Source organism: Pseudoalteromonas sp. HM-SA03, from assembly GCF_002289345.1.
Lineage (GTDB): Bacteria > Pseudomonadota > Gammaproteobacteria > Enterobacterales > Alteromonadaceae > Pseudoalteromonas.
In genome coordinates this window covers 108,560-131,433 of record NZ_NSDG01000089.1, presented here as the reverse complement: position 1 = coordinate 131,433, position 22,874 = coordinate 108,560, and the positions used below count along the sequence as shown (strand labels likewise).

Below are 22,874 nucleotides of genomic sequence, written 5' to 3'. Positions count from 1 at the left end.
TTCCTTATTTAATCAGTCGTTGCGCCTGCCGTTACAAGCCCAGCGGTTAACAATCAAACCCAGTCAATCGCTGAGCTTACTTTGGTTACGAGCATCTGCTGCTTTATCGCGGTTGCTCGTAGGTCAAATTCATCCCCTTGCTCCGTAGAGACTGCTTCATTGCATTGTTTGGCATAACGCCAAACCTCTAGAGCAAACGACTCGTGCCATAAATCCAGTCGGTACTGTTCAATGTCTTTAAGCAGCTGCTCAAACATTGGATAGGCAAGATCGGCGCGTTCACTGCGCATCAATAAACGCGCTTGATATAATTTTTGCTTCGCAAAATCGAACTTGTCTTGGGCAAATCCTTCCATTAGCTGCAGTGCTTGCGAAAGCTTGTTTTGGTCAACAAGCGACTGTGCTTCTTTAAATTTATCTAACCAAACTTTCTGATTGCCATCAGTGCTTGTACCTTCACCTTGGCTTAGTAATTTATGTTCGCCTATTCGTTCCCGATTCGCCGTGGAACAAAATTCACTTCCATCTTCATATTTTAGGCTGAGCAGTGTTGGGTATTGATCAGCGATTGCGGCGAGTTCTAACTCTATCCACTGCGCCTCTTTCAGTAGCTTTAACCCTTCCAATGCAGTGATGGTTAGCCTTTGTAAATTCAGGTTAAAATGCATCGCCCCTTCCATGAATAAGGCTTCTGCTTTTTCTAACGCTTGGACAAAGTTCTGTGCAGCTAAGGCGTTTTCAATAGGCACAAATGCCGCTTGTCTAGGCGCTGGTAGGCGCGTTTTCAACTCACCATCATGTGGTGGTAATGCAAGCGCTCCCCATCTCACTGCGCGCGCCAACCGAATTGCCCGCATCCAGTTTTGGTTTTCTTTGTCATACGCCAATAGTTTGCGAACTTGCTCCGTATAAGCCGAGTCAGACTGTGGTGCTTCAACTGCAATGGCATGAGTAGCCACAGGCTTTGTCACAACAGCGCTGGACGGTGCCGCCACTGTTACTGATTGCTGTGTTTGAGGCTGCTCAGCTGTGACCACCTCACTCTTTCCTACAGGCTCTTGCACCGTCGGCGTAGGCTTTGCAAGCACAGGTTGCGACACCAAACCTTGCTCACACCAGTGTTTTAAATCAGCAAGCGGCCCTGAGTCTGCATCAAGTATCGCCACCGAGTCTGTTGCATACTGTTCAAGTACACGCTTTAATTCTGGCCACTGCTCCGGCATTGTCGCGCTGTGCGCTGTAGCAACACCAAGTAAGCGCTGTTGTTGTTGTAAGAACCAAGTATGAACCGATGCTCTCGCACGTTCTTTCACAGGGTGGATCTGCGCCTGATACTGTTGCAAAAGCTGATTAAACAAATCTAACGAGTGGATCAAACCCTCAAGCCCAAACTCATTGGTAGCGGCCAACGCTAGATACGACGCAATGCGAATATCTTTGGTTTGTTTTTCTAACAGTTCTGATGCCAAAATAAAGTTGGCTTTGAAGTCTGGCTCGGCAACACCAGATGAAGAACCTTTTAGTAATTTAAATGACTCTTCGTATTTTAAATCGTCACCGCATGGCATGCCGCCTAGAGGCGCTAATAAATTTTCACGCCACTGCTGCCAGCTCTGATACTTATGTGGTTGACTCATAACTTACTCCAACTTCTTAGTGCATCGAAAACACTCATATTTGATGCTTTTGCCAATTCATACATATGCGGTGTCACCGGATGTTGTGGCAAAGTCCCTGTTAGATTAATGGTCGTCGACAAGCTATTGTGCTCAAGCCAAACTGACGCAAAATACGATGCCGGCATAGGTCTGCAATACACCACCAGCGAGGCTTTCTGGCTCAATTGACCATAGTTATAAAAACACCAAGGCTGCCAGTGATGATCGGCCACCATATTGGTAATGAGATGTAGCCAAAATGCACCTAACAGTTGAGTATCTTCACCCACCTGTGGCATCGGTAACTTCAACCCGAACTGACAACGCAAACAGCCTTGGGTTTTGATCATTTTGAGTGCCGACATCACTTGGCTGATTAATTGTGCTCGCTGGTCAAGATCTTCTAGTTCAAGCGCATCCCATACACGCTGTATCGGTGAAGCTCGTAGTGAAGACATTGCCTTATCGAAATCGATCGGTTGCGAAACCAGCTCACTTACCTGCTTAAGCTCCTGTGCGCTATGGCGCATTTGCTCAACACTACTGCAATTTCTGATCAGCTCATGGTTCAAACTTAACGATTTAAACGCACTACCACATTCGCTAAATAGAAATGCAGGGTTTTGTTTGTAGTCCGCATTACTCGATAATACAAACGAGCAAAATGGGTATTGTCTTCCACTTTTATCTTCGCTTGGCTGTAATGTGCCTAATAAACAGTTTTCGTCCTGACCTGAGGCAATAAAAAATAGCGTTGACTGCTCTTTTTGAGAAGCTGCATCTTTTATCAACGCCTGTCGGCTCATGTCTGCGTAACCTTCTTGAAGCCAGCGTTCAAGCGCTATTGCTTCTCTTGAGTCAACGTTAAACTTAATAAAGTCTGCTTGAATTGGGTTCTTACCCATAAATCCAAAGGGCTGAGTCGTTGGTACCTTGGCGACTTTCTTATTATTAAAAAAACCGAACATGCCTGTGTTACCTCAACGCCAAGTTTTCATTGGAAGCTACACTCACTTTGGTATCAAACAAAGACTCTGGCAGTGCAAACGACGTCATAAAATATTTGCTGAATATGCCGCTGTTTCTGCTTGACTTAAGTGCAACTTGAACTTGGATTGGTTCAACACTAGCCTCTGCTTCTCTTTGTAATTGCCACGTTGCCATAAATTCAGTACCACGAACCCACTGTACATTCGCTTCATTCAATACTTTTAGGAATGCCCAAGGCCCTGACTTTTCGATTTCAATTCTGCGGCCTTCACTGTCTAAACCATATACCACTGCTTTTTCAGTGCCCGCACGAGCAGGCCAGTTAAAACGACGCCACTCTTCAGGTTCGTTTCTATAACGGTAATTTTGGTCGCTAAAGCCGATATAAGTTTCTTTCAATCCCTTTTGTGCCACTGGCATCATTTGGAAACTAATCCCTACCTCAGAACCGTCTCGAGGAAATAGCGAACGCGTTACCTTTCTCGCCTTAGTAAGCTTGTCTAGTACTCCCGGCTTAAAGCCAATGCCGATACCGTTCCAGGTTTTTTCTACCCACTCACCACGTTTTAAACGAAGGTAGGGAGATAGATTCTCAGCCATAAATTGCCAGAACACACCTGACTCTTGGTTCAACAGTTCACTAATATCTTCAACCGCTGCATCTGGCCCGTCGATATTGAACGGATATTTACCACGGATATTTTCTTTGTATGTTAAGAATACCTGATTAGACCAACGCTCATTGAGCTGCACTTTAGCTTCGTTCATTACCGTCTGTACACTCGCTAAAAGCGGTGCTTTTAGCAGTTTTTCAAGTGCTTGCTTAGTATCAGGGTCAAGCGCCCTTACTTGGCTTTCTACCACCACCCACGCACTTTGAAGCGCATGGTTTTTGCTATCACCGTTTAACAGCGTTTGAGTAAAAGACATTGCCATATAGTCATCATTGTTACTCGCAGCAATCGTTTTGATGTCCGAATGAAATGCACTTAAAGCACCGAGATATTGCTCTAGGTAATCAGAGCGAGCATTCTCTTCTCCTTTTGCCGTATAGCGACGAAGATCTGCAAAGCGGCTCGACAGTTCAGGTACACGCTTTCTCGCCGCGGCTTCTATCTTTGCACCTTTAAGCTTTTTGTTTTTAGACTTTGCAAGTAATGCATTTGCCTGCTCGGTCAGCTTTTCTGTTTCTACCGTTTTGTTTGGCGAATCAATTAGATTCACGTTGTTGTCGATTGATGCCATTAAATCGACCAATGGGCCTTCTGGTGACGACAGCTGAGCCAGCGTTAAACTTGCTGCATTGCTAGTATTAAATGGACTTATTTCTACTGAATTTAAAAACTCAAACCACACATTCGCATAATCTCTGAAATACAGCGCTCGGATAGATTTAACCAAAGCGTTTGCTTTTGCTTCATCAACAGAACCTTGACTTTCTGCGTTGTCTGTGCCCATCACCCAATCGCCAGAAAATGCTTTGCTCGCAATGACCTTGATGGCGTCGTACACTTCTTTTTCCCATGCATCTTTGGTGTAAACGTATGGAATACTGATCTTGGACTGCAAAAAGGTTTTGTTGTTTTGCTGCATCATTTGATCAAGCGTTAATGCGGCTTTTGATACCGTTACTTTTGCCTTGATCTGCTCATATAACGCGGTCGGTTCTGGCGCACTCATTAAGTCTGAACGAGCCTGACTCACCAAGAAATCATTATTCTGCCAAATCGCAAGCTGCTGTGGTGCAGGCTCAACCGCTAATTGGGCTAAGTAAAAATCGATTAGTCCTGACAGTTGCTCTGTTAATGCTTGCGTGTCTTCGTTTAGCGTTAGCTCTAAGCGATCCGCCGTGTAGTCTAATAATTCAGACTTGGCATAGTCTTTGTTTAAACGTTCAAACTCGTTACTCATCATAAGCTGCAGCTTTAGTGCCTGATAGTACTTATCACGTAGTTTTGGCTCGATACGTTTAGCAACCTGCTCTTCTGTACTTAGCAGCGCAATCCAGTTTTGGTGGCTTTCAAAAAGCGCTTGTTGCACAAGCTCCGAACTTGGTTCACCAATGAGCGCTTGTACACGCTGACGTAATATCTGTTCTATTGGTTTTATGGTGTTGTCAGCACTGTAAACACCAAGTAAGAAATACCAAGGCAGCTTTTTCTCATAATCATTCAACTCTTGATAGTGTGCAAAAAGAGACAAAGTTGAGTTAAATTGCTCGGCCAACGGCTGGTTTTCAACTCGTGTATTAACAACAGCAGTCGTTAATTTATCACTGGTTGTTAAAAGCTGTTGATTGTGGGTATAAGAGTTAACCAACAAGCCTGCCAGAGCAAAAACCGACGTCACACACAAGCATACTGCAAAGCCTTTGAGCCATTTTTGTACGCGGCGCTTTTTCCGGTTACCCCGAGTGAGATCTTGCAATTTAAACAATACATCTTTGAATACTTGGTTTATAAAGAATGCAGAGGTTATACTTTCTTGGCGATATTCAAACAGTACTGATCTAAACGTAGATAGTTTGCTCGTTGCGCTACGCTCGATAGGCGTACCTTCTTGCGTGCCAGAGGTAAAATACACGCCAGCAAACCACGGTACTTCCTGGTATGGATTTTCTTTAAATAATGTATCAATAAACTCTTCAACTTTGGCAGACGCCGCTTTGAACTGATTAGGAAAATCATAAATCAGTTGTTTACGTTGGGCGTTACGCTCTCGCGTCATTTTAACTAGACGCTGATCACACAGTCGCTCATATAGGCCAGTTAGATGTTTTGAAAAATTCTCGCTCGCCACTTCACCGGTATTGGTGCCATCTTCTTCAAGTAAATACGCGCCCCAAGGTTGCTTACGCTCATCTTCACTTAGTTCATTAAAGAAAGGCTCAAAGCCGCTGATCAAATCACACTTGGTAAACACCACATATACTGGAAAGATAAGTCCAAGTTGGTTGATTAACTCATCAATACGAGCACGGATCTGTTTAACGTGGTCACGGATTTGTTCGCTGTCTGAGGTCAAGATGTCGGCAACACTAATCGCCACCATCACTCCATTGATTGGTTGTTTAGAACGGTATTTACGTAACAGCTTTAAGAATGACAACCATTGATCATTATCAGATTCTTCGGTGGTATAACGACCTGCGGTATCAATCAAAACGGCTTGATCTGAAAACCACCAGTCACAATTACGCGTACCACCAAAACCTTGAATATGCAGTTGATTAGATTTTGAATAAGGGAAATGCAGTCCAGAATTTGCAAATAATGTGCTCTTACCCGCAGCCGACGGACCAATGATCATATACCAAGGCAATGCATATAAGGCAGCGTTACCACGATAGCCAGCACCTAAATGAGAAGCTTTTAATGCAGATAGCGCTTCTTCCATTTTAGCTTTGATTTCTTCAACTTCAGCTTCTGTCCCCGCATGATTGTTGGCAATTTCTTTCGCTAACTTGTCGCCAGAACGCTTCACCCACAACCATCGAACTAATAAAGTAAAACAAAACAGAGCAAATACCGCACCCATCACCATTAAACGATGATTTTGATCTTCAAGACCAATAAACCGGCCGGCAAACCAAATTAGCGTCAAAATTGCGAATATGCCGACCCAATGAGCCGTCGCACGAGATGACAAAAACCCTAAGACTAGGTGCACTAGTCCACTACGATTCATTCCTGACATGATGTTACCTCGCTTTCCCTGTTTTCTCTAACTGCGTTAGTACTTCAATATGCTTATCAATTTGCACGACTTGCTGGTTCGCACGATTCTCAATGAAATACGTTGAACCAGCATACATACTGGTGAGTAAAGCAAGCGTTACCGATAAAATAACCCAATAAGGTAGGTTTCTTCCTACTTTAGTGACCATACTTTCCTGTGGTTTTGCACAATCTGAAAGCTGTAATTTTGCAGGACCAGCAAGCTCTTCTAATTGCGCTCTAACATCCAGCATCAGCGCTTTGAGTTGCTCTACCCCTTTGATCTTGTAGATCCCTTCGAAACCCAGTTGTAAACAAACAAAATAGACTTCTAATACCGTACGTTGCTGCGCTGCTGCACGGCGGATATTTTCAAGCTTTTCAAAAAAAGCTTCTCCCGCACGCATGTTGCCAAATAATTCTAATTGTAAAGGTCGCGCCATCCACTCCATACTGTACGGCTTCTGTGCCGTCATGATTTGCTCGTCGACTAAAGCGGTTAATGCAAATTTGGCTTCCTGCATTTCCGACGCACTGATCCGTGCGTCATAACAGCTCTTTTCATATTCATCAAAAGCATCCATGACTTTACTGCGTAGACCATCAACTCCTTGATGATCTGCCCCGCCCTGGCGAATTGAAGTAAGCACTTCAAGTACCGGAGAAATGCAGGCGACTAGTTCAGATTTATTTTTCGACGCTTCCATGACCTTTACCTACTAACTATTTACTCGCCACTGAAACCACTTCAAGTTTCACGCCTTGAAGGCTAAATGGCACAAAGATTCTTAACGCTAATTCCTGTACAACTTGTTCCCAAGCAGCACCATGCGGCTCAACTTTAAAATACTCATATCCACCTTTAACAGACACTCGATTCGGTGGACGCTGGCAATGTGTTAACTTCACACCACCAAGCGCTGAAGCTATTAATATTTCTAGCTGACTTGGCGCTGCCAGCTTAACCTGCTCTGCAAACAACTCTATCCATTGCGTAGATTCGTTTTCATAGAAAGCCGCAATGTACAGCTCACCCCGTGTCAAGGTACTGCTTTCTATGTCTTTAACCTCAAAGATAGACTGAGAGATTGCACTGAGTACTAGATCAGACGAGCGTGCTGCGCTTATCGAACCAATAAGGGTTTGAATATGAGATTCGATTAAACCAAAGCTGCGCGTTAAGTCTTGATGGTCATAAACTGGTAACTCAAATTTACTCGCTTCTGGTTCGAAATTTATCAGTTGGCAGACCAGTTTATTTAGCGCCATAAACAGTGCATCTGGACTAGTTTTGGCTGTAGTACTTAACTGCTTAATCTCAGGAAAAACAGAGCTAAATGTTTGTAATAACAAAAAGTGTTTGAGTTCTGTTGGACCAAAATCTTCCACGATCCCCATACTCCCACGATTGGTAAACATCGTGGTGTACTTAGCTTCAACCATATTGACGAGTTTATTTACACGCTCAGCCAAATAGCCATGGGCTTTGATGTTTAGCAGTGGAGGAATATAACTTGAGTCAATTTCTAACTGCCCATGCTCACCACGTATAACTTTTATACAAGGCAATTGCTCGATAAAACTGTTACTTGCGCTGAACTCAACCAGCATAAGTTTAGGTTTAGCAACCATCACTTCTGCTTTTCGGTTTGGATCATGTGCATCTTGAAGTTCAACAAAATCACAGTCATAAGCACTAAGTTGCCCAGTTTTCGGGTAACCTTGGATATTACTTACTGAATGATTGTTCGCGAGCGCCACACTAATGATGTATTCGCTTCTGTTATCTTCAAGCTCAAACATAGGTGCTTCGTTGTCAGCGAAAACATGATGTATATGACGACCACTTTTGAAGATTGCCGCAATGCTTTGCAGTTTGACTACACCTTTGGCTAATGCCGATTCGTCGAATACAATGCGGTCTAAACCATATGCATTGTCTCTAAGACTTTGCTGTACACCAGCTAGTTGAGATTGCTGGTATTGATCGAACAGTTGTAAGTGCTGTTGACTGAGCATTAGACCTTCAGCCCAAACAGGTTTGTATACGTTGTTGTGCTGCATTACTTGTCCTCCTCTACTTCAGGTAAGCGAAGCGAGTTATTTGTAATTTCAATATCTAGAGAAGTAGATAAAGGCACAGGCCAATCGTTTAAGTCATAAAATGCGCGCCAGTTACCACCCGTTCTATCTCTAAATAGCGCAACAAAAGCCACGTACTTTGCAGATTCAGCTTGTTCAAACTCGATTTTTATACGATCTGAGGGGTTTACGGTGCGTTCTTCCACCGTAACTAAGGTGTTAGCCAGAATTGATTTATCTGACTTCCAAAGCTGTTCAAATGTAGAATTTTTAAACGCTTGAATATCAGTAAGTTGATATACTTTTAATACCACAGGTAGTGGCTCGTTAAACTGGTTTAAATTTATGTTATCAGTAGCAGTTACGTCTAACTTAACGTAAGTAGACATACAACCAGTCAAAAACAAAACCATTATAAATAAAGCATTCCTAGCCATATCCGCCTCAATTATAAGACATCCAAATTAGATTATTGGAAACAATTAATCTTTTTAATTTCCAGTACAATAGTCAAAATACATTTGATTTAACTATTTAACAAGAAATTACAGAACACAAGTATGCAGTTTGTAGCTGAATACTAAGTTAACATTCGAAAATCTTCTTAAAAAACATTTAAACCATTGTTTTTTGTGGGTTTTACTTTTTATTAGGCATTCAGAGAGGAAGTCATGAAGCTTAGCGAGCAATTCAGTTTGCATTAAGCTTTCTTAGAACTTGTTGAGATAGACACTTCCCTGAAAACAAAAACCACACTAAACATCTGGACTTTTGATGTACATTCTCGAACGGCGAATACGATACACAAACGCATTTTTTAGATCAAGCTTAATATCAAATTATTATTATAAATCTACAAAGAACACACTTGAATTCAGCTCACACAATGTAATAACCTTCATTATTATATGAATTAATTTAATAACAGAAAATTACATCAAAAACCGCTATTTACACAACATTAACTAAAATTCATGAACTGTTGTGAGTGTGTGCAAATCAACCAAGGTTAAATATCATACATATAAGGGTAGCCATTTACGGCACAAGCCAAAGTACTAAAGCCGTCAGTTATGAACTAACTTCTTGTATAAATAAAGGTTTTGTTTTCATAGCACTTTAGGAGCAGCCTCTAATATTTCTGACAAACTTTTGACTGAGAATAATGTAACTTTTGAAACAATCAGCCCAGTTCAAATAAGCATTTTTTCACGGAGATCCTTTTTGAGATTTGTACAAGGGTAACTTCGGAGCACACCAATCCTATCAATTAACCTTAAAGCCAAGGATCGAACAGCTTAAACAAACAGAAAAAGCCAGTTGTTGTAAAAAATGTACAAAATTTACTCACCCCCCCCTTATTTTAAAACCGGGCTATTTGCAATACCGTATAAAATAGCGAGCCACTAAAGATTTACCCACGTTACCGCAGTGCGTACAAACGCCAGAAAACGACTACACCTTTTTCAACCGACTCTTAGCAAAGTACGGCCTAATTTATTGGTTTGAATGCCGTGACTTTATGGAGTCGATAGTGATTGCCGAGGGTAGCCTTGCAAGTCCGTATATTGAGCGAGGCTTGCTGTCGATAATGGATAAAGATGGCCTAGTTCACGAACAAGAAACCGGCTCTGTTGGGTTTATGCAGTGCCAAAATCGCCATCGCTTTAGAATGGGTGGCTCACAAGTGCATGTGAATGCCCATCCGCCAACCTCGGTTAGCGCAGCTATTTTGAGCCTGCAGCACAAAATCCTGCTGAGTAATTTGAGCACACCGGCAATTTCGAGCTTGCCTACCAACAAGACAAAAATGAAGTCACGCTGGTGGGGAATGTAACCGAAGCCCTTGCCGGTTATTCGTTTTCGTTAAATGGTAAATTAGGCACAGCAAAAGGCGGCGATTATACCTGTATTCCCAGGAAACAGCTTTATAAGCAAGGCAGTACCAATAACTCTGATAAAAATTACTTGTGAGGATTTGCCCTAAACGACACACAAGTGTTGTCGTCATCTACGAAGACCCTACTAAGAACGTGACTTAATTATATTTGATGAGATCCAAGATACCTTGCACATTGTGCAATAATCCTTAGCGAGCAATCAGTACTTAGTGTTACACAAAAATAAAAAACAGCATTATATTCATTAACTTGCGAAACTTAGCGTGATGAATGTTTTTTAGTATACATTTTGATACCCAGGACAAGTAGCGACTATTGACGCTATACAAAAATATTAGCAGAAATTGGGGCTTGGAAATTTTTTATATGCAATGGGCTAATAACAGAGCGTAAGTCTTCGACAGGCAAGTCTGCTCTTTGGAAATATTGAAGGTACAGCATTCACCTATTGCAGTTAAAGAATTGCTCGCCAACAAGAAAATAACAGCTATCGCACTTTAGGTAACAAAAGATGAGAAAATTTAAACTTTTATCTAACAACGAAAGTCGGTATCAATTCGCCATTTTTACACAACTCAGTATTGGAGATAGAGAGCACAATATCTTCTTTTATGGATAAAGAGTAGTGAATTCTTAATAAAAATACGTCTTTTGACTTTGCAGCTCAGCTAGAGATGCCTTTCTTCGCACTAGGATGGCTTATAGATATTATTGAGAATGGTTTTTGGAGATCTCCCTCTGAAGGCGGTTTAGCTATAGACGAACACACGTCAGAGATACAATAGATGGTGAGGATCTTTTAGTAAGCCGCAGTATGAATGCAGGAGTATATAGAAAAGCCAGCTTTAGTATTCAAAATTTTTCTTGTCGTGACTATATAGACAACTCAGAACAGCCTCTTCAAATGATTAAAAATGGATTACTTGAGCAGTTCAGGCTCTCAGTACTACTGATAGACCTTCAAATTATCTTTGTAAATACAATGAAGAGTCAGGCAACGCTGATGTTTTTTAAAGCAACAGAAATGAGAAAAATAATTCATTCATCAATTGATAAGGAAATACCATGATCACGACAGAACAATACTTTCTTGTTTTTTAGTTTCTTGATCTGTTTTATCACTGCCGTATTAATTAGCATTCGAGACATAAGCTAGTTCAATTTTAGATAAAAGCTATCGTGTTACTAACATCAGTGCTTTCGTTTTTTATCTGTATGTCTATACTATCAAGCCTATTCTCAAATGCGGTTATGATAAGTAAAGCCACGGTTCAGGCGATCATATTTATACTTATCGGTTTTGGGATCTACAAATTTATAGCACATACTAAAGCCAAAAGTCGCCAGTAAAATCAGATCAACATTTATCGCTGAACATAACAAGGAGTTGGAATGCGTGAAGAAAACCGACAAGTCCCACAACAATTGGGTCAATATCTGTATCAACAAATTAAAGAGCCGTGGAGTGAAGCGCGGCTGATGCTGGACTACAATGACGAAAATATGCCTAGGTGTTCAGCTTTTTACTATGACACCAGTACACCAAAACAAGCACACGTTATACCTGTAAGTGACGAAATTTCTGTTCTTTTTTTAAGCTTGTTCGAAAGTGCAACGTCAAATCAAGAAGAGAACTGGCAAAAGGCTATTTTTTCTGTACAGCGCAGTGGTCAGTTTAGTTTGAACTTTGAAACTGCGGATAATGAAGAGTAAGATAAAATTTAACGCTTCGATCAAACTGGTCTCGTAAATTGAAAGAGGCCAACAATAATGTTGGCCTTTCATGTTTAAAGTGAAGCAATACTTTGGTTAATTGCTTCCAAAGCTGCCGCTGGGTTTTCAGCTTTAGTGATTGGACGACCTATCACTAGGTAATCACTCCCCGCTTTCACTGCTTTTTCAGGAGTCATAATGCGCTTTTGATCGCCAGCATCAGCACCTGCTGGTCGGATACCTGGTGTCACAAGCTTAAATTCTTCACCGAGTTGAGCTTTTAAAAGTTCAGCTTCTTGCGCAGAACAAACCACGCCATCTAGGCCTGATTCTTTTGCTAATTTTGCAAGATATAGCACTTGCTCTTGAGGTGTTTTTTCAATTCCAAGCTTTAATAGCTGACCTTGATCCATACTCGTTAGTACGGTCACAGCAATAAGTAACGGCGCTTTATCACCGTAAGCTGCCAATGCGTCTTTTGCTTTTGACATCATTTCATGACCGCCGCTGGCGTGCACATTTACCATCCACACACCAAGCTCAGCTGCAGCAGTTACTGCTTTTGCAACTGTGTTTGGAATATCATGAAATTTCAGGTCTAAGAATACATCAAAATTCATATCTACCAGTTTTTTTACAAACTGAGGGCCAAAATAGGTAAACATTTCTTTACCTACTTTCAATCGGCATTCGTCAGGTGAAAGCTGAGAAACAAATGATAATGCAGCTTCTTCATTATCATAATCAAGCGCAATCAAAACCTTTTTTAAATCTTGTGTCGACATAGTTACCCTATTTGGCCAAATTAAAAACTTAAAAACCGTCTAACCCACGGCTTGGAGCAAGTGACTCCCAATGTTTGCAGGAGGGACATAACCAATACATCGTATGACTTGTAAACCCACAATGACCACATTGATAGTTTGGCTTAGTTGCAATATAAGACTTCACCAATTTATCTATTTCTTGTAGTACGTGATCTATTTTAGCATCTTTGCCGCTAATGAGTTGCAGCAAATAACTAAAGCCCCTAATTGATGGTTCACGCTTTAAACTATCAGTTAGAAACTCTATTGCCTCAGAAATATGACCTTTTTGGACTAACCCTTGGCAAAACTTAATTCTGATCAGCACGCCACCTTTTTCTAATAATTCAGAGACTAACTCAAAGAATTGATCGTGAATATTTAATTTAACATAACAGGATTCAAGATCTTCTATTACAAGTGGTGCCATAAATACAAATTGGCTTACGAGCTTTCGCCAATAATATATACACTTCACGTAATCATCATGTTTGTATGCATCTTTGCCCATTTCGTACAAAGGTCTTACTGTTTCATACGCGAGCGCTGTCGCTTTTTCGAATAGACTTGGATTCTTTTCTTGATTTGCAGCTTCACAATAGAAGTTTGCAATAGTGGCGCAATGAGACGACTTTTTGAAAAGCTCAGGATGTGCTTCATACATATGAACGCCTTTTCGCCAATCTCTAGTTTGAGAGTATAGGTTTAAAATTGGATCGAGTGCATCTTTAAACCCAAGCTTTACAAGAATGACTAAGTGTTCTTCAGCGCTATCCAATAGGCCAGCTAAGACATAATCTTGAGCAAGCTCTAGGCGACAGGACTTCACCACTTCTTCGTCTAGATTAGGTTGTTTAAGTAGTAGCTCATGAATTTTTATCGCTCGATCTAACTCTCCCCGCTTTCTAAAGAGCGATGCGAGTGTTAAATAATGGTCGACGGAGTCTGCTGAGACTTCAAGTAACTTTGTGAGGTGTTCAAGACCCTGATCTTCTTCCCTATCTAGTAGGAATTTTAGGCCTTTACTGTATTCAGAGGTAATTTGTCTACTTTGCTCTAGGGCTTGATTCTTAGCACTATTTTTACCCATAACATAACCGTAAGCGGCGGCTACAGGTAATAATAAAAACAGCAGCTCGATCATAACTAGCGTTCGGCTGCTTGACTAAGCTTACTATTACTTTTTTTTAGGCGATGATTTTGCCATTTAAGCTTAGATAAAACCGACGCTGTTACAAGTAAACCAATAATTATCCCAAGAACTAAGCAAATACTCATTAAGGTTGCGAGTGGTAACTCTGCACTTGCAATTACAAAATTGACATTAACAACTTGTGGATTTTGTGTTCCAACTAAAAATGCAATCAGTATGGCAACAACAGCTAATCCCTTTTTCAATACTGCAACCAAGTTTAGCTCCGTTAGACTTAATTATTTAAGCTTTCGTTTACTCTATCGCGCAGCTCTTTGCCTGGCTTAAAGTGTGGTACGTATTTACCATCCAATTCTACTGTTTCGCCCGTCTTAGGATTACGACCAGTACGAGGAGAACGGAAGTGAAGCGAGAAACTACCAAAACCACGGATTTCGATACGCTCCGAGTCTGATAATGAGCCAGCCATTTGTTCAAGGATTTCTTTTACCGCATTCTCTACATCTTTAACAGGAACGTGAGCGTGCTGCAGTGCAAGTTGTTCTATCAATTCAGACTTTGTCATAATGTTTCCTTTAGTGTAAAAGGAAGGGCCAAGCGCCCTTCCTAGTTTAAAGACTAATTAATTAGTCTTTTTGAGCATTTTTGAAAGCTGCAGCCATTGCGTTTTCGAACGCAGGCTCATCTTTCTTAAGCTTCTCTAGTACTTCTTTTTCTTCAGCTTCGTAGATAGCTTTAACTGATAGGCTGATAGTACGGTTCTTACGATCAACACCTACAAATTTAGCTTCGATTTCGTCGCCTTCAGAAACAGCAGCAGTCGCGTCTTCAACACGCTCTTGCGCGATGTCAGCCACACGGATGTAACCTTCAACGCCTTCGATCAGCTCAACAGTTGCGCCTTTAGCATCAACTTCTGTCACTTTACCTTTAACAATAGCACCTTTTTTGTTGGCGTCTAGGTAGTTAGTGAATGGATCAGCGTCGATTTGCTTAACGCCTAGAGAGATACGCTCACGCTCTGGGTCAACTTGTAGAACGATAGCTGTGATTTCGTCACCTTTCTTGTACTCACGTACAGCTTCTTCGCCTGGAGTGTTCCAAGAGATGTCAGATAGGTGTACAAGACCGTCGATACCGCCGTCAAGACCGATGAAGATACCAAAGTCAGTGATAGACTTGATCTTACCAGAAACTTGGTCGCCTTTGTTGTTAAGACGAGCAAATTCTTGCCAAGGGTTAGCTTTACACTGCTTAAGACCTAGAGAAATACGACGACGCTCTTCGTCGATTTCAAGAACCATAACTTCAACAGTATCACCTAGTGAAACTACTTTTGAAGGGTGGATGTTCTTGTTAGTCCAATCCATTTCTGAAACGTGTACTAGACCTTCAACGCCTTCTTCGATTTCAACGAAACAGCCGTAGTCAGTTAGGTTAGTTACACGACCAGTAAGCTTAGCACCTTCTGGGTAACGACCAGCGATAGCAGCCCATGGATCTTCGCCAAGTTGCTTAAGACCTAGAGAAACACGAGTCTTCTCTTTGTCGAACTTAAGTACTTTAACGTTGATTTCGTCACCTACGTTCACGATCTCTGAAGGGTGCTTAACACGCTTCCAAGCCATGTCAGTGATGTGTAGAAGACCGTCAACACCACCTAAGTCTACGAATGCACCGTAGTCTGTAAGGTTCTTAACGATACCCTTAACTTCTTGACCTTCGACAAGGTTTTGAAGAAGCTCTTCACGCTCTTGTGAGTTCTCAGATTCGATAACAGCACGACGTGAAACAACAACATTGTTGCGCTTCTGGTCTAGCTTGATAACTTTGAACTCAAGCTCTTTACCTTCAAGGTGAGCTGTGTCGCGAACTGGACGTACATCAACAAGTGAACCAGGTAGGAATGCACGGATTGAATCAACTTCAACTGTGAAACCGCCTTTAACTTTACCGTTGATCATACCAACAACAGTTTCGTGCTCTTCACATGCTTTCTCTAGACGGATCCAAGCTTCGTGACGCTTCGCTTTCTCACGAGAAAGGATAGTCTCACCGAAACCGTCTTCGATAGCGTCAAGTGCTACATCTACTTCGTCGCCAACAGCAACTTCTAGTTCACCAGCAGCATTTTTGAATTGCTCTGCAGGGATTGCACTTTCAGACTTAAGGCCAGCATCAACAAGAACAACGTTGTTCTCGATAGCGATTACTGTACCTTTAACGATTGAGCCTTGCTCAACTTCAAAACCCTGTAGGCTTTCTTCAAATAACTGCGCAAAATTTTCTGACATACTAAATACGTCTCTATAAAGTTAAATTACCAATTAGCAACCATGCTGCATGGGGTTGTTAAATAAACACTAGCTTCCTGCCTGTGTCATTAAAAAATTACTTAGGTAAACAACTTTTTGGAAGTTTACCGGCCACAATGGCGTCTTGAATAAAAGACATAACCTGTTTGAACACTTGCTCAGCATTATGCTCAGTTGTATCAACAACTATCGCATCGCTAGCAGGAACTAATGGGGCAACCTTGCGATTCATATCGCGATCATCGCGAGCTTTAATGTCTTCTAACAGACCACTTAGTGTAACATCATGGCCTTTCTCATTCAACTCAACAAATCGCCTGCGAGCACGTTCTTCTGCACTTGCAGTCAAATAAATTTTAAGTTCAGCATCAGGAAACACCACCGTTCCCATATCACGTCCATCTGCAATTAAGCCAACTTCAGTTCTAAAAGCGCGCTGACGTCGTAATAATGCTTCTCTCACTCGTGGCAGTGCCGCAATTTTTGACGCAGCTGCGCCGACTTCTTCATTGCGAATGGTGTTAGTAACATCTTCACCTTCAAGTACAATTTTGCTTTTTTTAGTTTCTTTATCGATAGAAAACTGTACATCCAAATTGGCTGCGAGTGGGACTAAACCCTCTTCGTTATCAGTTGCAATTTGGTGGTGTAATGCCGCTAACGAAAGCACACGATAAATCGCGCCGCTATCCAACACTTCCCAATTTAATGTTTCAGCTAACAAGCGACAAACAGTTCCTTTGCCTGAACCACTTGGGCCGTCTACGGTGATAACTGGCATAGCTGCCTGCATTTAGACCTCCTAAAAATGCTCACCTGAATTTGACGGCGCATAGTATACGGCAATTTGCTGAATATATCCTTATTTACCTGTCATTTTTTTGTTATATCTCAAATTATTAGTACAGCGAATGGTGCCAAATGTCAGGTGCTAACTGGCTTTATCTGAATAAAATTCATCCAAAAATGCGCGTATTTGACTTTGTTATGATTGACTATTTTAGAGAAGATTTAAGGTGTTGAAGATCTTCAACACCTTTGGTGAAATTAATACTGACTGATGCTTTCTAACACCGAAAAATAGGTTGGGAAGGTTTTTGCAGTACATTTTGGGTCGTTAATCATGATCGCTTGACCACCCACTGCCACCATAGAAAAACACATCGCAATACGATGGTCATTGTATGTGTCTACATCCGTAAAATTAAAATTAGCCGGTGGTGTGACTTCGATAAAGTCGTGCCCTTCTACCACTTCTGCGCCTACTTTTTTAAGTTCAGTCGCCATCGCAGCTAACCTGTCGGTTTCTTTTACACGCCAATTGTAGATATTACGAATTGCGGTTTTACCTTTTGCGAATAGCGCTACGGTTGCAAGCGTCATCGCCGCATCGGGGATAGCATTGGCGTCAATGTCTACACCATTTAACTCACCTTTTCGGACAACGATACGCTCATCATGCCAATCAATGTATGCACCGACTTGTTCCATCACTTTGGCAAAGCCGATATCACCTTGCACACTTTGTTTACCCACTCCCTTGATCTCAATTTCACCACCTGCAATTGCAGCTGCAGCAATGAAATAAGAGGCAGATGATGCATCCCCTTCAACCATAAGTGTTCCAGGAGATTGATACTGCTGCCCAGCCTTTACCACAAAACGCTGGTAATCGTGGTTTTCGACATGAACCCCAAAGTGCGCCATCACGCCAATGGTAATATCAATATAAGGCTTTGAAACCAGCTCACCTTTGATCGCAATATTCGTATCGCCACTAAAAAGCGGTGCAGCCATCAATAATGCAGTCAAGAATTGGCTTGAGATACTGCCGTCAATCTCAACTTCACCACCAGCGAGTTGCTTACCTGCAATTTTTAACGGCGGGTAGTCTTTGTTTTTGAGATATTGAATATCTGCACCAAGCGTTTGCATGGCATCAACAAGATGACCAATTGGGCGCTCTTCCATTCGCGGCTCACCAATCAGTTCATAATCACCAGGTATAGCAGCAAGCACTGCAGTTAAAGGGCGATATGCGGTACCGGCATTGCCTAAAAATAGCGGCTCAACGGGGCTGTTAAAGTTGCCACCATTTCCTTTGACCAGTGCCACCGTATTATCGTCTTCTAACGTTACTTCAACGCCTAACTGAGACAACGCACCTAACATATGGCGGATGTCATCGCTATCTAATAAGTTCGTCACTTTTGTCGTGCCTTCGCACAACGCGGCAAGCAACAAAATACGATTTGATAAGCTTTTAGAGCCAGGTAGCGTCACACTGCCACTGACTTTAGTAATAGGTTTGAGGGTCAATTGTTCCATCAACTGTTCTCCCGTGCGAATTTATCCATAAATGCAACTAACGCTTTGATCCCTTCAATTGGCATGGCGTTGTATATACTAGCTCGCATACCGCCAACAAAACGGTGGCCTTCAAGTGCAATTAAACCGTTTTGTTCTGCCTCTGCCAAGAATTTAGCGTTTAGGCTGTCATCATTTAACCAAAATGGTACGTTCATCAGCGAGCGACAATGTTTTGCAACTTTGTTTGAATACAAGTCAGAGCCATCAATATAATCATATAAAATGGCTGCTTTTTCTTGATTGCGCGCTTCCATGGCTTTAACACCACCAATGCTTTCAAGATACTTGAATACCTCAAACGCAAGATACCATGCAAATGTTGGTGGTGTGTTGTACATGCTTTGCTGAACAGCCTCAATGGCGTAATCAAGGATAGCAGGTCTTGGCAGCCCTTCACGCTTCAATAACGTCTTACGTACAATGGCGATACTGAGCCCTGAAGGGCCGATATTTTTTTGCGCACCCGCATAAATCAAATCAAAGTCATCGACGTTAATTTCACGAGATAAAATATTGGAAGACATATCCGCTACAATTGGTGCAGTTGCATGCTTTGGAACGTCAAATATCTCGATACCGTCGATGGTTTCATTTGGACAATAGTGAATATATGAAGCGTTTTCTGGTAACCTCCATTCGGAGACAGGTAAAACGTCGAATTGACCATTTTCGTCAGTACGAATATTAATCGCATGCGTTTGCGTGAATTTTTCACCTTCTTTCGTCGCACCGGTAGACCAGATCCCGTTCTCGATATATACGCCAGGTACACCATCTACATGTAGATTTAACGGTACAGCAGCAAAGTGACCTCGGCCACCACCATGCATAAACAGGACTTCAAATTCATCAGAGATGTTCATCAAACGACGTAAGCTTGCTTCGCATTGCTTTGCCATTTCGAGATACGGTGCTGAACGGTGGCTCACTTCCATCACCGAAACTCCTAGATTTTGCCAATCTAGAAATTCTTTTTGCGCTTTTTTCATAACTTCAACAGGTAACATAGCAGGACCCGCGCAAAAATTATAAACCGTCATATTTTTCCTCATTCCAAATAATCTAGATCATCCAAAGAATAGCGTTATTCTCATGACTTTTTGGATGAACAGTGGGCTGCCCGACTAAAATGTCGGATTGTTGGTAGCCTTAATTTATCAGGCTTCTGGCTCTTGTCATAGAGGAACAGATTGAAAAAATTGACAGAAAGAAAAAAAGCGACCGAAGTCGCTTTTTTTGGATAGGATTTTTTTATTCCTCTGCGTCAGGTTCCGCAGCAGGTGTTGCTTCACCTTCAAACTCTGCAACATCACCCTCAGGCAACTCGTCCACTTCAATTTCTTCGATGCGTTGAAGACCAACTACCTTTTCTTCTTCCATCGTACGGATCAGAATAACACCTTGGGTGTTACGGCCTACCGTAGAAACTTCGTTTACACGCGTTCTAACTAGCGTACCACGGTTTGAGATCAACATGATTTCATCGTTGTCGTCAACTTGAACCGCGCCAACCACAGAACCATTTCTTTCAGTTACTTTGATTGACACAACACCTTGTGTTGCACGGCTCTTTGCTGGGTACTCTTCAAGCGGTGTACGTTTACCATAACCATTTTCAGTTACAGTCAAGATTGCACCATCGCCTTGTGGTACGATTAGTGATACCACTTTCACGTCATCTGGCATCTTGATACCACGAACACCTGTTGCTGTACGACCCATCGGACGTAAAGCCAACATTTCTTCGCCAGTTTCAGGATCGCGCTTTACTTCACCTGTTTCTGAATCTCGCTGCTTCTCGTTAAAGCGCACAACTTTACCATGCTCAGTAAATAGCATGATGTCATTTTCGCCTGTGGTGATGTTAGCACCGATCAGGCTATCGCCTTCGTTCAAATTGATAGCAATAATACCGCTTGCACGCTGACGGCTGTATGCAGTCAGCGGTGTTTTCTTAACGATACCACTTGCCGTCGCCATGACAATAAACTTATCTTCTTCGTATTCACGAACCGGTAAAATTGTCGTAATACGCTCATCAGCTTCTAATGGTAGCAAATTAACGATTGGCTTACCGCGCGCAGCNCGTGAAGCAAGCGGCAGCTGGTACACTTTCAACCAATACAAACGGCCAGAAGTGGAGAAACAAAGAATTGTATCGTGAGTATTTGCAACGAGTAGACGTTCGATAAAGTCTTCATCTTTCATCTTAGTTGCAGATCGCCCTTTACCACCACGACGCTGAGCTTCGTAATCGCTAAGAGGTTGATACTTCACATAGCCTTCGTGAGAAAGTGTAACGACAACGTCTTCTTCGTTGATCAAATCTTCTAGGCTAATATCGTGCGCAGCAGCTGTGATCTCTGTGCGACGCTCATCACCATACGTTTCTTTGATTTCAACTAACTCATCGCGGATCACTTCCATCAAACGCTCTGGAGTAGAAAGGATGTACAGTAGCTCTGCGATAAGATCGAGTAATTCTTTGTATTCTGCTAGAATTTTCTCGTGCTCAAGACCCGTTAATTTGTGTAGTCTTAAGTCTAGGATTGCTTGGGCTTGTTGCTCAGATAAATAGTACTGACCATCACGGATCCCTAATTCTTCTGCTAACCAATCTGGACGTGCAACATTTTCTTCGCCAGTGCGCTCAAGCATTGATTTAACGTTACCAAGATCCCAAGCTCGCGCGGTTAGCGCCGCTTTCGCTTCCGCTGGTGTTGGTGACTTACGAATAAGCTCAATGATTGGGTCAATGTTGGCTAGCGCAATTGCGAGACCTTCAAGCGTATGCGCTCTGTCTCTTGCCTTACGAAGGTCAAATACAGTACGACGCGTTACAACCTCACGACGGTGAATAATAAACGCATCAAGCATTTCTTTCAGGTTGAAACACTTAGGCTGGTTGTTGTCTAGTGCAACCATATTGATGCCAAACACAGTTTGTAGTTGTGTTTGAGCGTATAGGTTGTTCAGTACAACCTCACCTACTTCACCACGTTTAATTTCAATAACAATACGCATACCGTCTTTATCCGACTCGTCGCGTAGTGCACTGATCCCTTCAACCTTTTTGTCTTTAACAAGTTCAGCAATCTTTTCAATTAGTCTTGCTTTGTTAACCTGATAAGGAATTTCATGAACGATGATGGTTTCTTTGCCAGTCTTCTCATCGACTTCGATTTCAGCTTTCGCGCGGATATATATCTTACCACGGCCTGTTTTATAAGCTTGTTCAATGCCGTTTTTACCACTAATAATGGCGGCAGTCGGGAAATCAGGACCTGGAATATAGTCGATTAACTCTTCAATGGTGATGTCTGGATTCTGGATCACAGCCAAACAGCCATTGATCACCTCAGTTAAATTGTGAGGTGGAATATTGGTCGCCATACCAACCGCTATACCAGACGAACCATTCACCAATAAGTTAGGCACTTTAGTTGGTAACACATCTGGAATTTGCTCTGTACCATCGTAGTTTGGTACATAATCAACGGTTTCTTTTTCAAGATCAGCAAGTAACTCGTGAGCGACTTTCGCCATACGTACTTCGGTATAACGCATCGCAGCGGCAGAGTCACCATCGACAGAACCAAAGTTACCTTGTCCATCTACGAGCATATAGCGTAGAGAGAAAGGCTGAGCCATACGTACAATAGTATCGTAAACCGCGCTATCACCATGCGGGTGATATTTACCGATTACGTCACCAACTACACGAGCTGACTTTTTATAAGGTTTGTTCCAGTCATTTTTAAGTTCATTCATCGCGAACAATACACGACGGTGAACAGGCTTTAGGCCGTCACGTACGTCAGGTAATGCACGACCTACAATTACACTCATTGCATAATCTAGGTATGAATTTTTTAATTCATCTTCGATATTGACTGGCAGGATTTCATTGGCGAGATCAGACATTTGACTCCACTTTCCTTCAGTGTCCACCCCTTTTGTGTCACACTACAACTTGTGTTGAGATGCTATCTGAATAGCAAATTGCTTTTTCTGCTGAAGCGCCAATTAAACGCGTTTCAAAAAATAGCCGAATTGCCTCAGAGTATCAGCGGGGGCTTTGTTTATTATAAATTCGTCAAGCATGCTAACACACTTTTTACCGTTTTACAGGTGCTATTTTTATCTAATCCCCTTTATAATGCGCTCAAT

Annotated in this window: 17 protein-coding genes and 1 pseudogene; 3 read left to right on the top strand and 15 right to left on the bottom strand. The window is 42.0% G+C overall.

What is annotated here, in order from left to right:
• Positions 1-53 precede the first annotated feature (53 nt).
• From CKO50_RS18305 to tssJ, 6 genes are read right to left on the bottom strand one after another with little or no spacing between them, the layout of a single operon-like run.
• Positions 54-1,637, bottom strand: a complete 1,584-nt coding sequence (locus CKO50_RS18305; RefSeq protein ID WP_095729326.1) for a TssA family type VI secretion system protein — start codon at positions 1,635-1,637, stop codon at positions 54-56.
• Positions 1,634-2,626, bottom strand: a complete 993-nt coding sequence (tagF, locus tag CKO50_RS18300) for a type VI secretion system-associated protein TagF (RefSeq protein ID WP_095729325.1) — start codon at positions 2,624-2,626, stop codon at positions 1,634-1,636. Before tagF ends, CKO50_RS18305 begins: the two co-directional genes overlap by 4 nt.
• Before the next feature lie 7 nt (positions 2,627-2,633).
• A complete protein-coding gene (tssM, locus tag CKO50_RS18295) occupies positions 2,634-6,344 on the bottom strand; it encodes a type VI secretion system membrane subunit TssM (protein ID WP_095729324.1) in 3,711 nt (1,236 codons plus the stop codon).
• Positions 6,345-6,348: 4 nt separating this feature from the next.
• Complete coding sequence (icmH, locus tag CKO50_RS18290; RefSeq protein ID WP_095729323.1) at positions 6,349-7,071, bottom strand: type IVB secretion system protein IcmH/DotU; 723 nt, start codon at positions 7,069-7,071, stop codon at positions 6,349-6,351.
• A gap of 16 nt (positions 7,072-7,087) precedes the next feature.
• Positions 7,088-8,428, bottom strand: coding sequence for a type VI secretion system baseplate subunit TssK (gene tssK, locus CKO50_RS18285; RefSeq protein WP_095729322.1), 1,341 nt, complete (start codon positions 8,426-8,428; stop codon positions 7,088-7,090).
• Positions 8,428-8,859, bottom strand: a complete 432-nt coding sequence (gene tssJ, locus CKO50_RS18280) for a type VI secretion system lipoprotein TssJ (RefSeq protein ID WP_255230415.1) — start codon at positions 8,857-8,859, stop codon at positions 8,428-8,430. Before tssJ ends, tssK begins: the two co-directional genes overlap by 1 nt.
• 1,007 nt (positions 8,860-9,866) lie before the next feature.
• On the opposite strand from tssJ, the pseudogene CKO50_RS18275 reads away from it, so the two are divergent.
• The 3 genes and pseudogenes from CKO50_RS18275 to CKO50_RS18260 form a co-directional block, all read left to right on the top strand.
• Positions 9,867-10,283: pseudogene (locus CKO50_RS18275) on the top strand (contractile injection system protein, VgrG/Pvc8 family); the annotation flags it as partial.
• Positions 10,284-11,161: 878 nt separating this feature from the next.
• Positions 11,162-11,416, top strand: a complete 255-nt coding sequence (locus CKO50_RS18270; protein ID WP_095729319.1) for a hypothetical protein — start codon at positions 11,162-11,164, stop codon at positions 11,414-11,416.
• Positions 11,417-11,739: 323 nt separating this feature from the next.
• Positions 11,740-12,060, top strand: coding sequence for a hypothetical protein (locus tag CKO50_RS18260; RefSeq protein WP_095729318.1), 321 nt, complete (start codon positions 11,740-11,742; stop codon positions 12,058-12,060).
• A gap of 74 nt (positions 12,061-12,134) precedes the next feature.
• On the opposite strand, the gene pyrF is transcribed toward CKO50_RS18260, so the two are convergent.
• The 9 genes from pyrF to gyrA all read right to left on the bottom strand — a co-directional run bounded on the left by pyrF (position 12,135) and on the right by gyrA (position 22,628).
• Positions 12,135-12,845, bottom strand: coding sequence for an orotidine-5'-phosphate decarboxylase (gene pyrF, locus CKO50_RS18255; RefSeq protein ID WP_095729317.1), 711 nt, complete (start codon positions 12,843-12,845; stop codon positions 12,135-12,137).
• Positions 12,846-12,873: 28 nt separating this feature from the next.
• The gene (locus CKO50_RS18250) at positions 12,874-14,010 is read right to left on the bottom strand and encodes a lipopolysaccharide assembly protein LapB (protein ID WP_095729316.1); all 1,137 of its coding nucleotides are present in this window, start codon (positions 14,008-14,010) and stop codon (positions 12,874-12,876) included.
• A gap of 2 nt (positions 14,011-14,012) precedes the next feature.
• Complete coding sequence (locus CKO50_RS18245) at positions 14,013-14,276, bottom strand: lipopolysaccharide assembly protein LapA domain-containing protein (RefSeq protein WP_095729315.1); 264 nt, start codon at positions 14,274-14,276, stop codon at positions 14,013-14,015.
• A gap of 17 nt (positions 14,277-14,293) precedes the next feature.
• Complete coding sequence (gene ihfB / locus CKO50_RS18240) at positions 14,294-14,584, bottom strand: integration host factor subunit beta (protein WP_010377033.1); 291 nt, start codon at positions 14,582-14,584, stop codon at positions 14,294-14,296.
• Positions 14,585-14,645: 61 nt separating this feature from the next.
• On the bottom strand, positions 14,646-16,313 hold the full coding sequence (rpsA, locus tag CKO50_RS18235) for a 30S ribosomal protein S1 (protein ID WP_017217321.1): 1,668 nt from the start codon (positions 16,311-16,313) through the stop codon (positions 14,646-14,648).
• Between the two features lie 97 nt (positions 16,314-16,410).
• Positions 16,411-17,127, bottom strand: coding sequence for a (d)CMP kinase (cmk, locus tag CKO50_RS18230; protein ID WP_017217320.1), 717 nt, complete (start codon positions 17,125-17,127; stop codon positions 16,411-16,413).
• 254 nt (positions 17,128-17,381) lie between these two features.
• Positions 17,382-18,662, bottom strand: coding sequence for a 3-phosphoshikimate 1-carboxyvinyltransferase (gene aroA, locus CKO50_RS18225; RefSeq protein ID WP_095729314.1), 1,281 nt, complete (start codon positions 18,660-18,662; stop codon positions 17,382-17,384).
• Positions 18,662-19,744, bottom strand: a complete 1,083-nt coding sequence (serC, locus tag CKO50_RS18220) for a 3-phosphoserine/phosphohydroxythreonine transaminase (protein ID WP_095729313.1) — start codon at positions 19,742-19,744, stop codon at positions 18,662-18,664. The genes aroA and serC overlap by 1 nt, the downstream gene beginning before the upstream one ends.
• 211 nt (positions 19,745-19,955) lie before the next feature.
• Positions 19,956-22,628: a DNA gyrase subunit A gene (gene gyrA / locus CKO50_RS18215; protein WP_095729312.1), complete on the bottom strand. Its 2,673-nt coding sequence runs from the start codon at positions 22,626-22,628 to the stop codon at positions 19,956-19,958.
• Between the last annotated feature and the right edge of the window lie 246 nt (positions 22,629-22,874).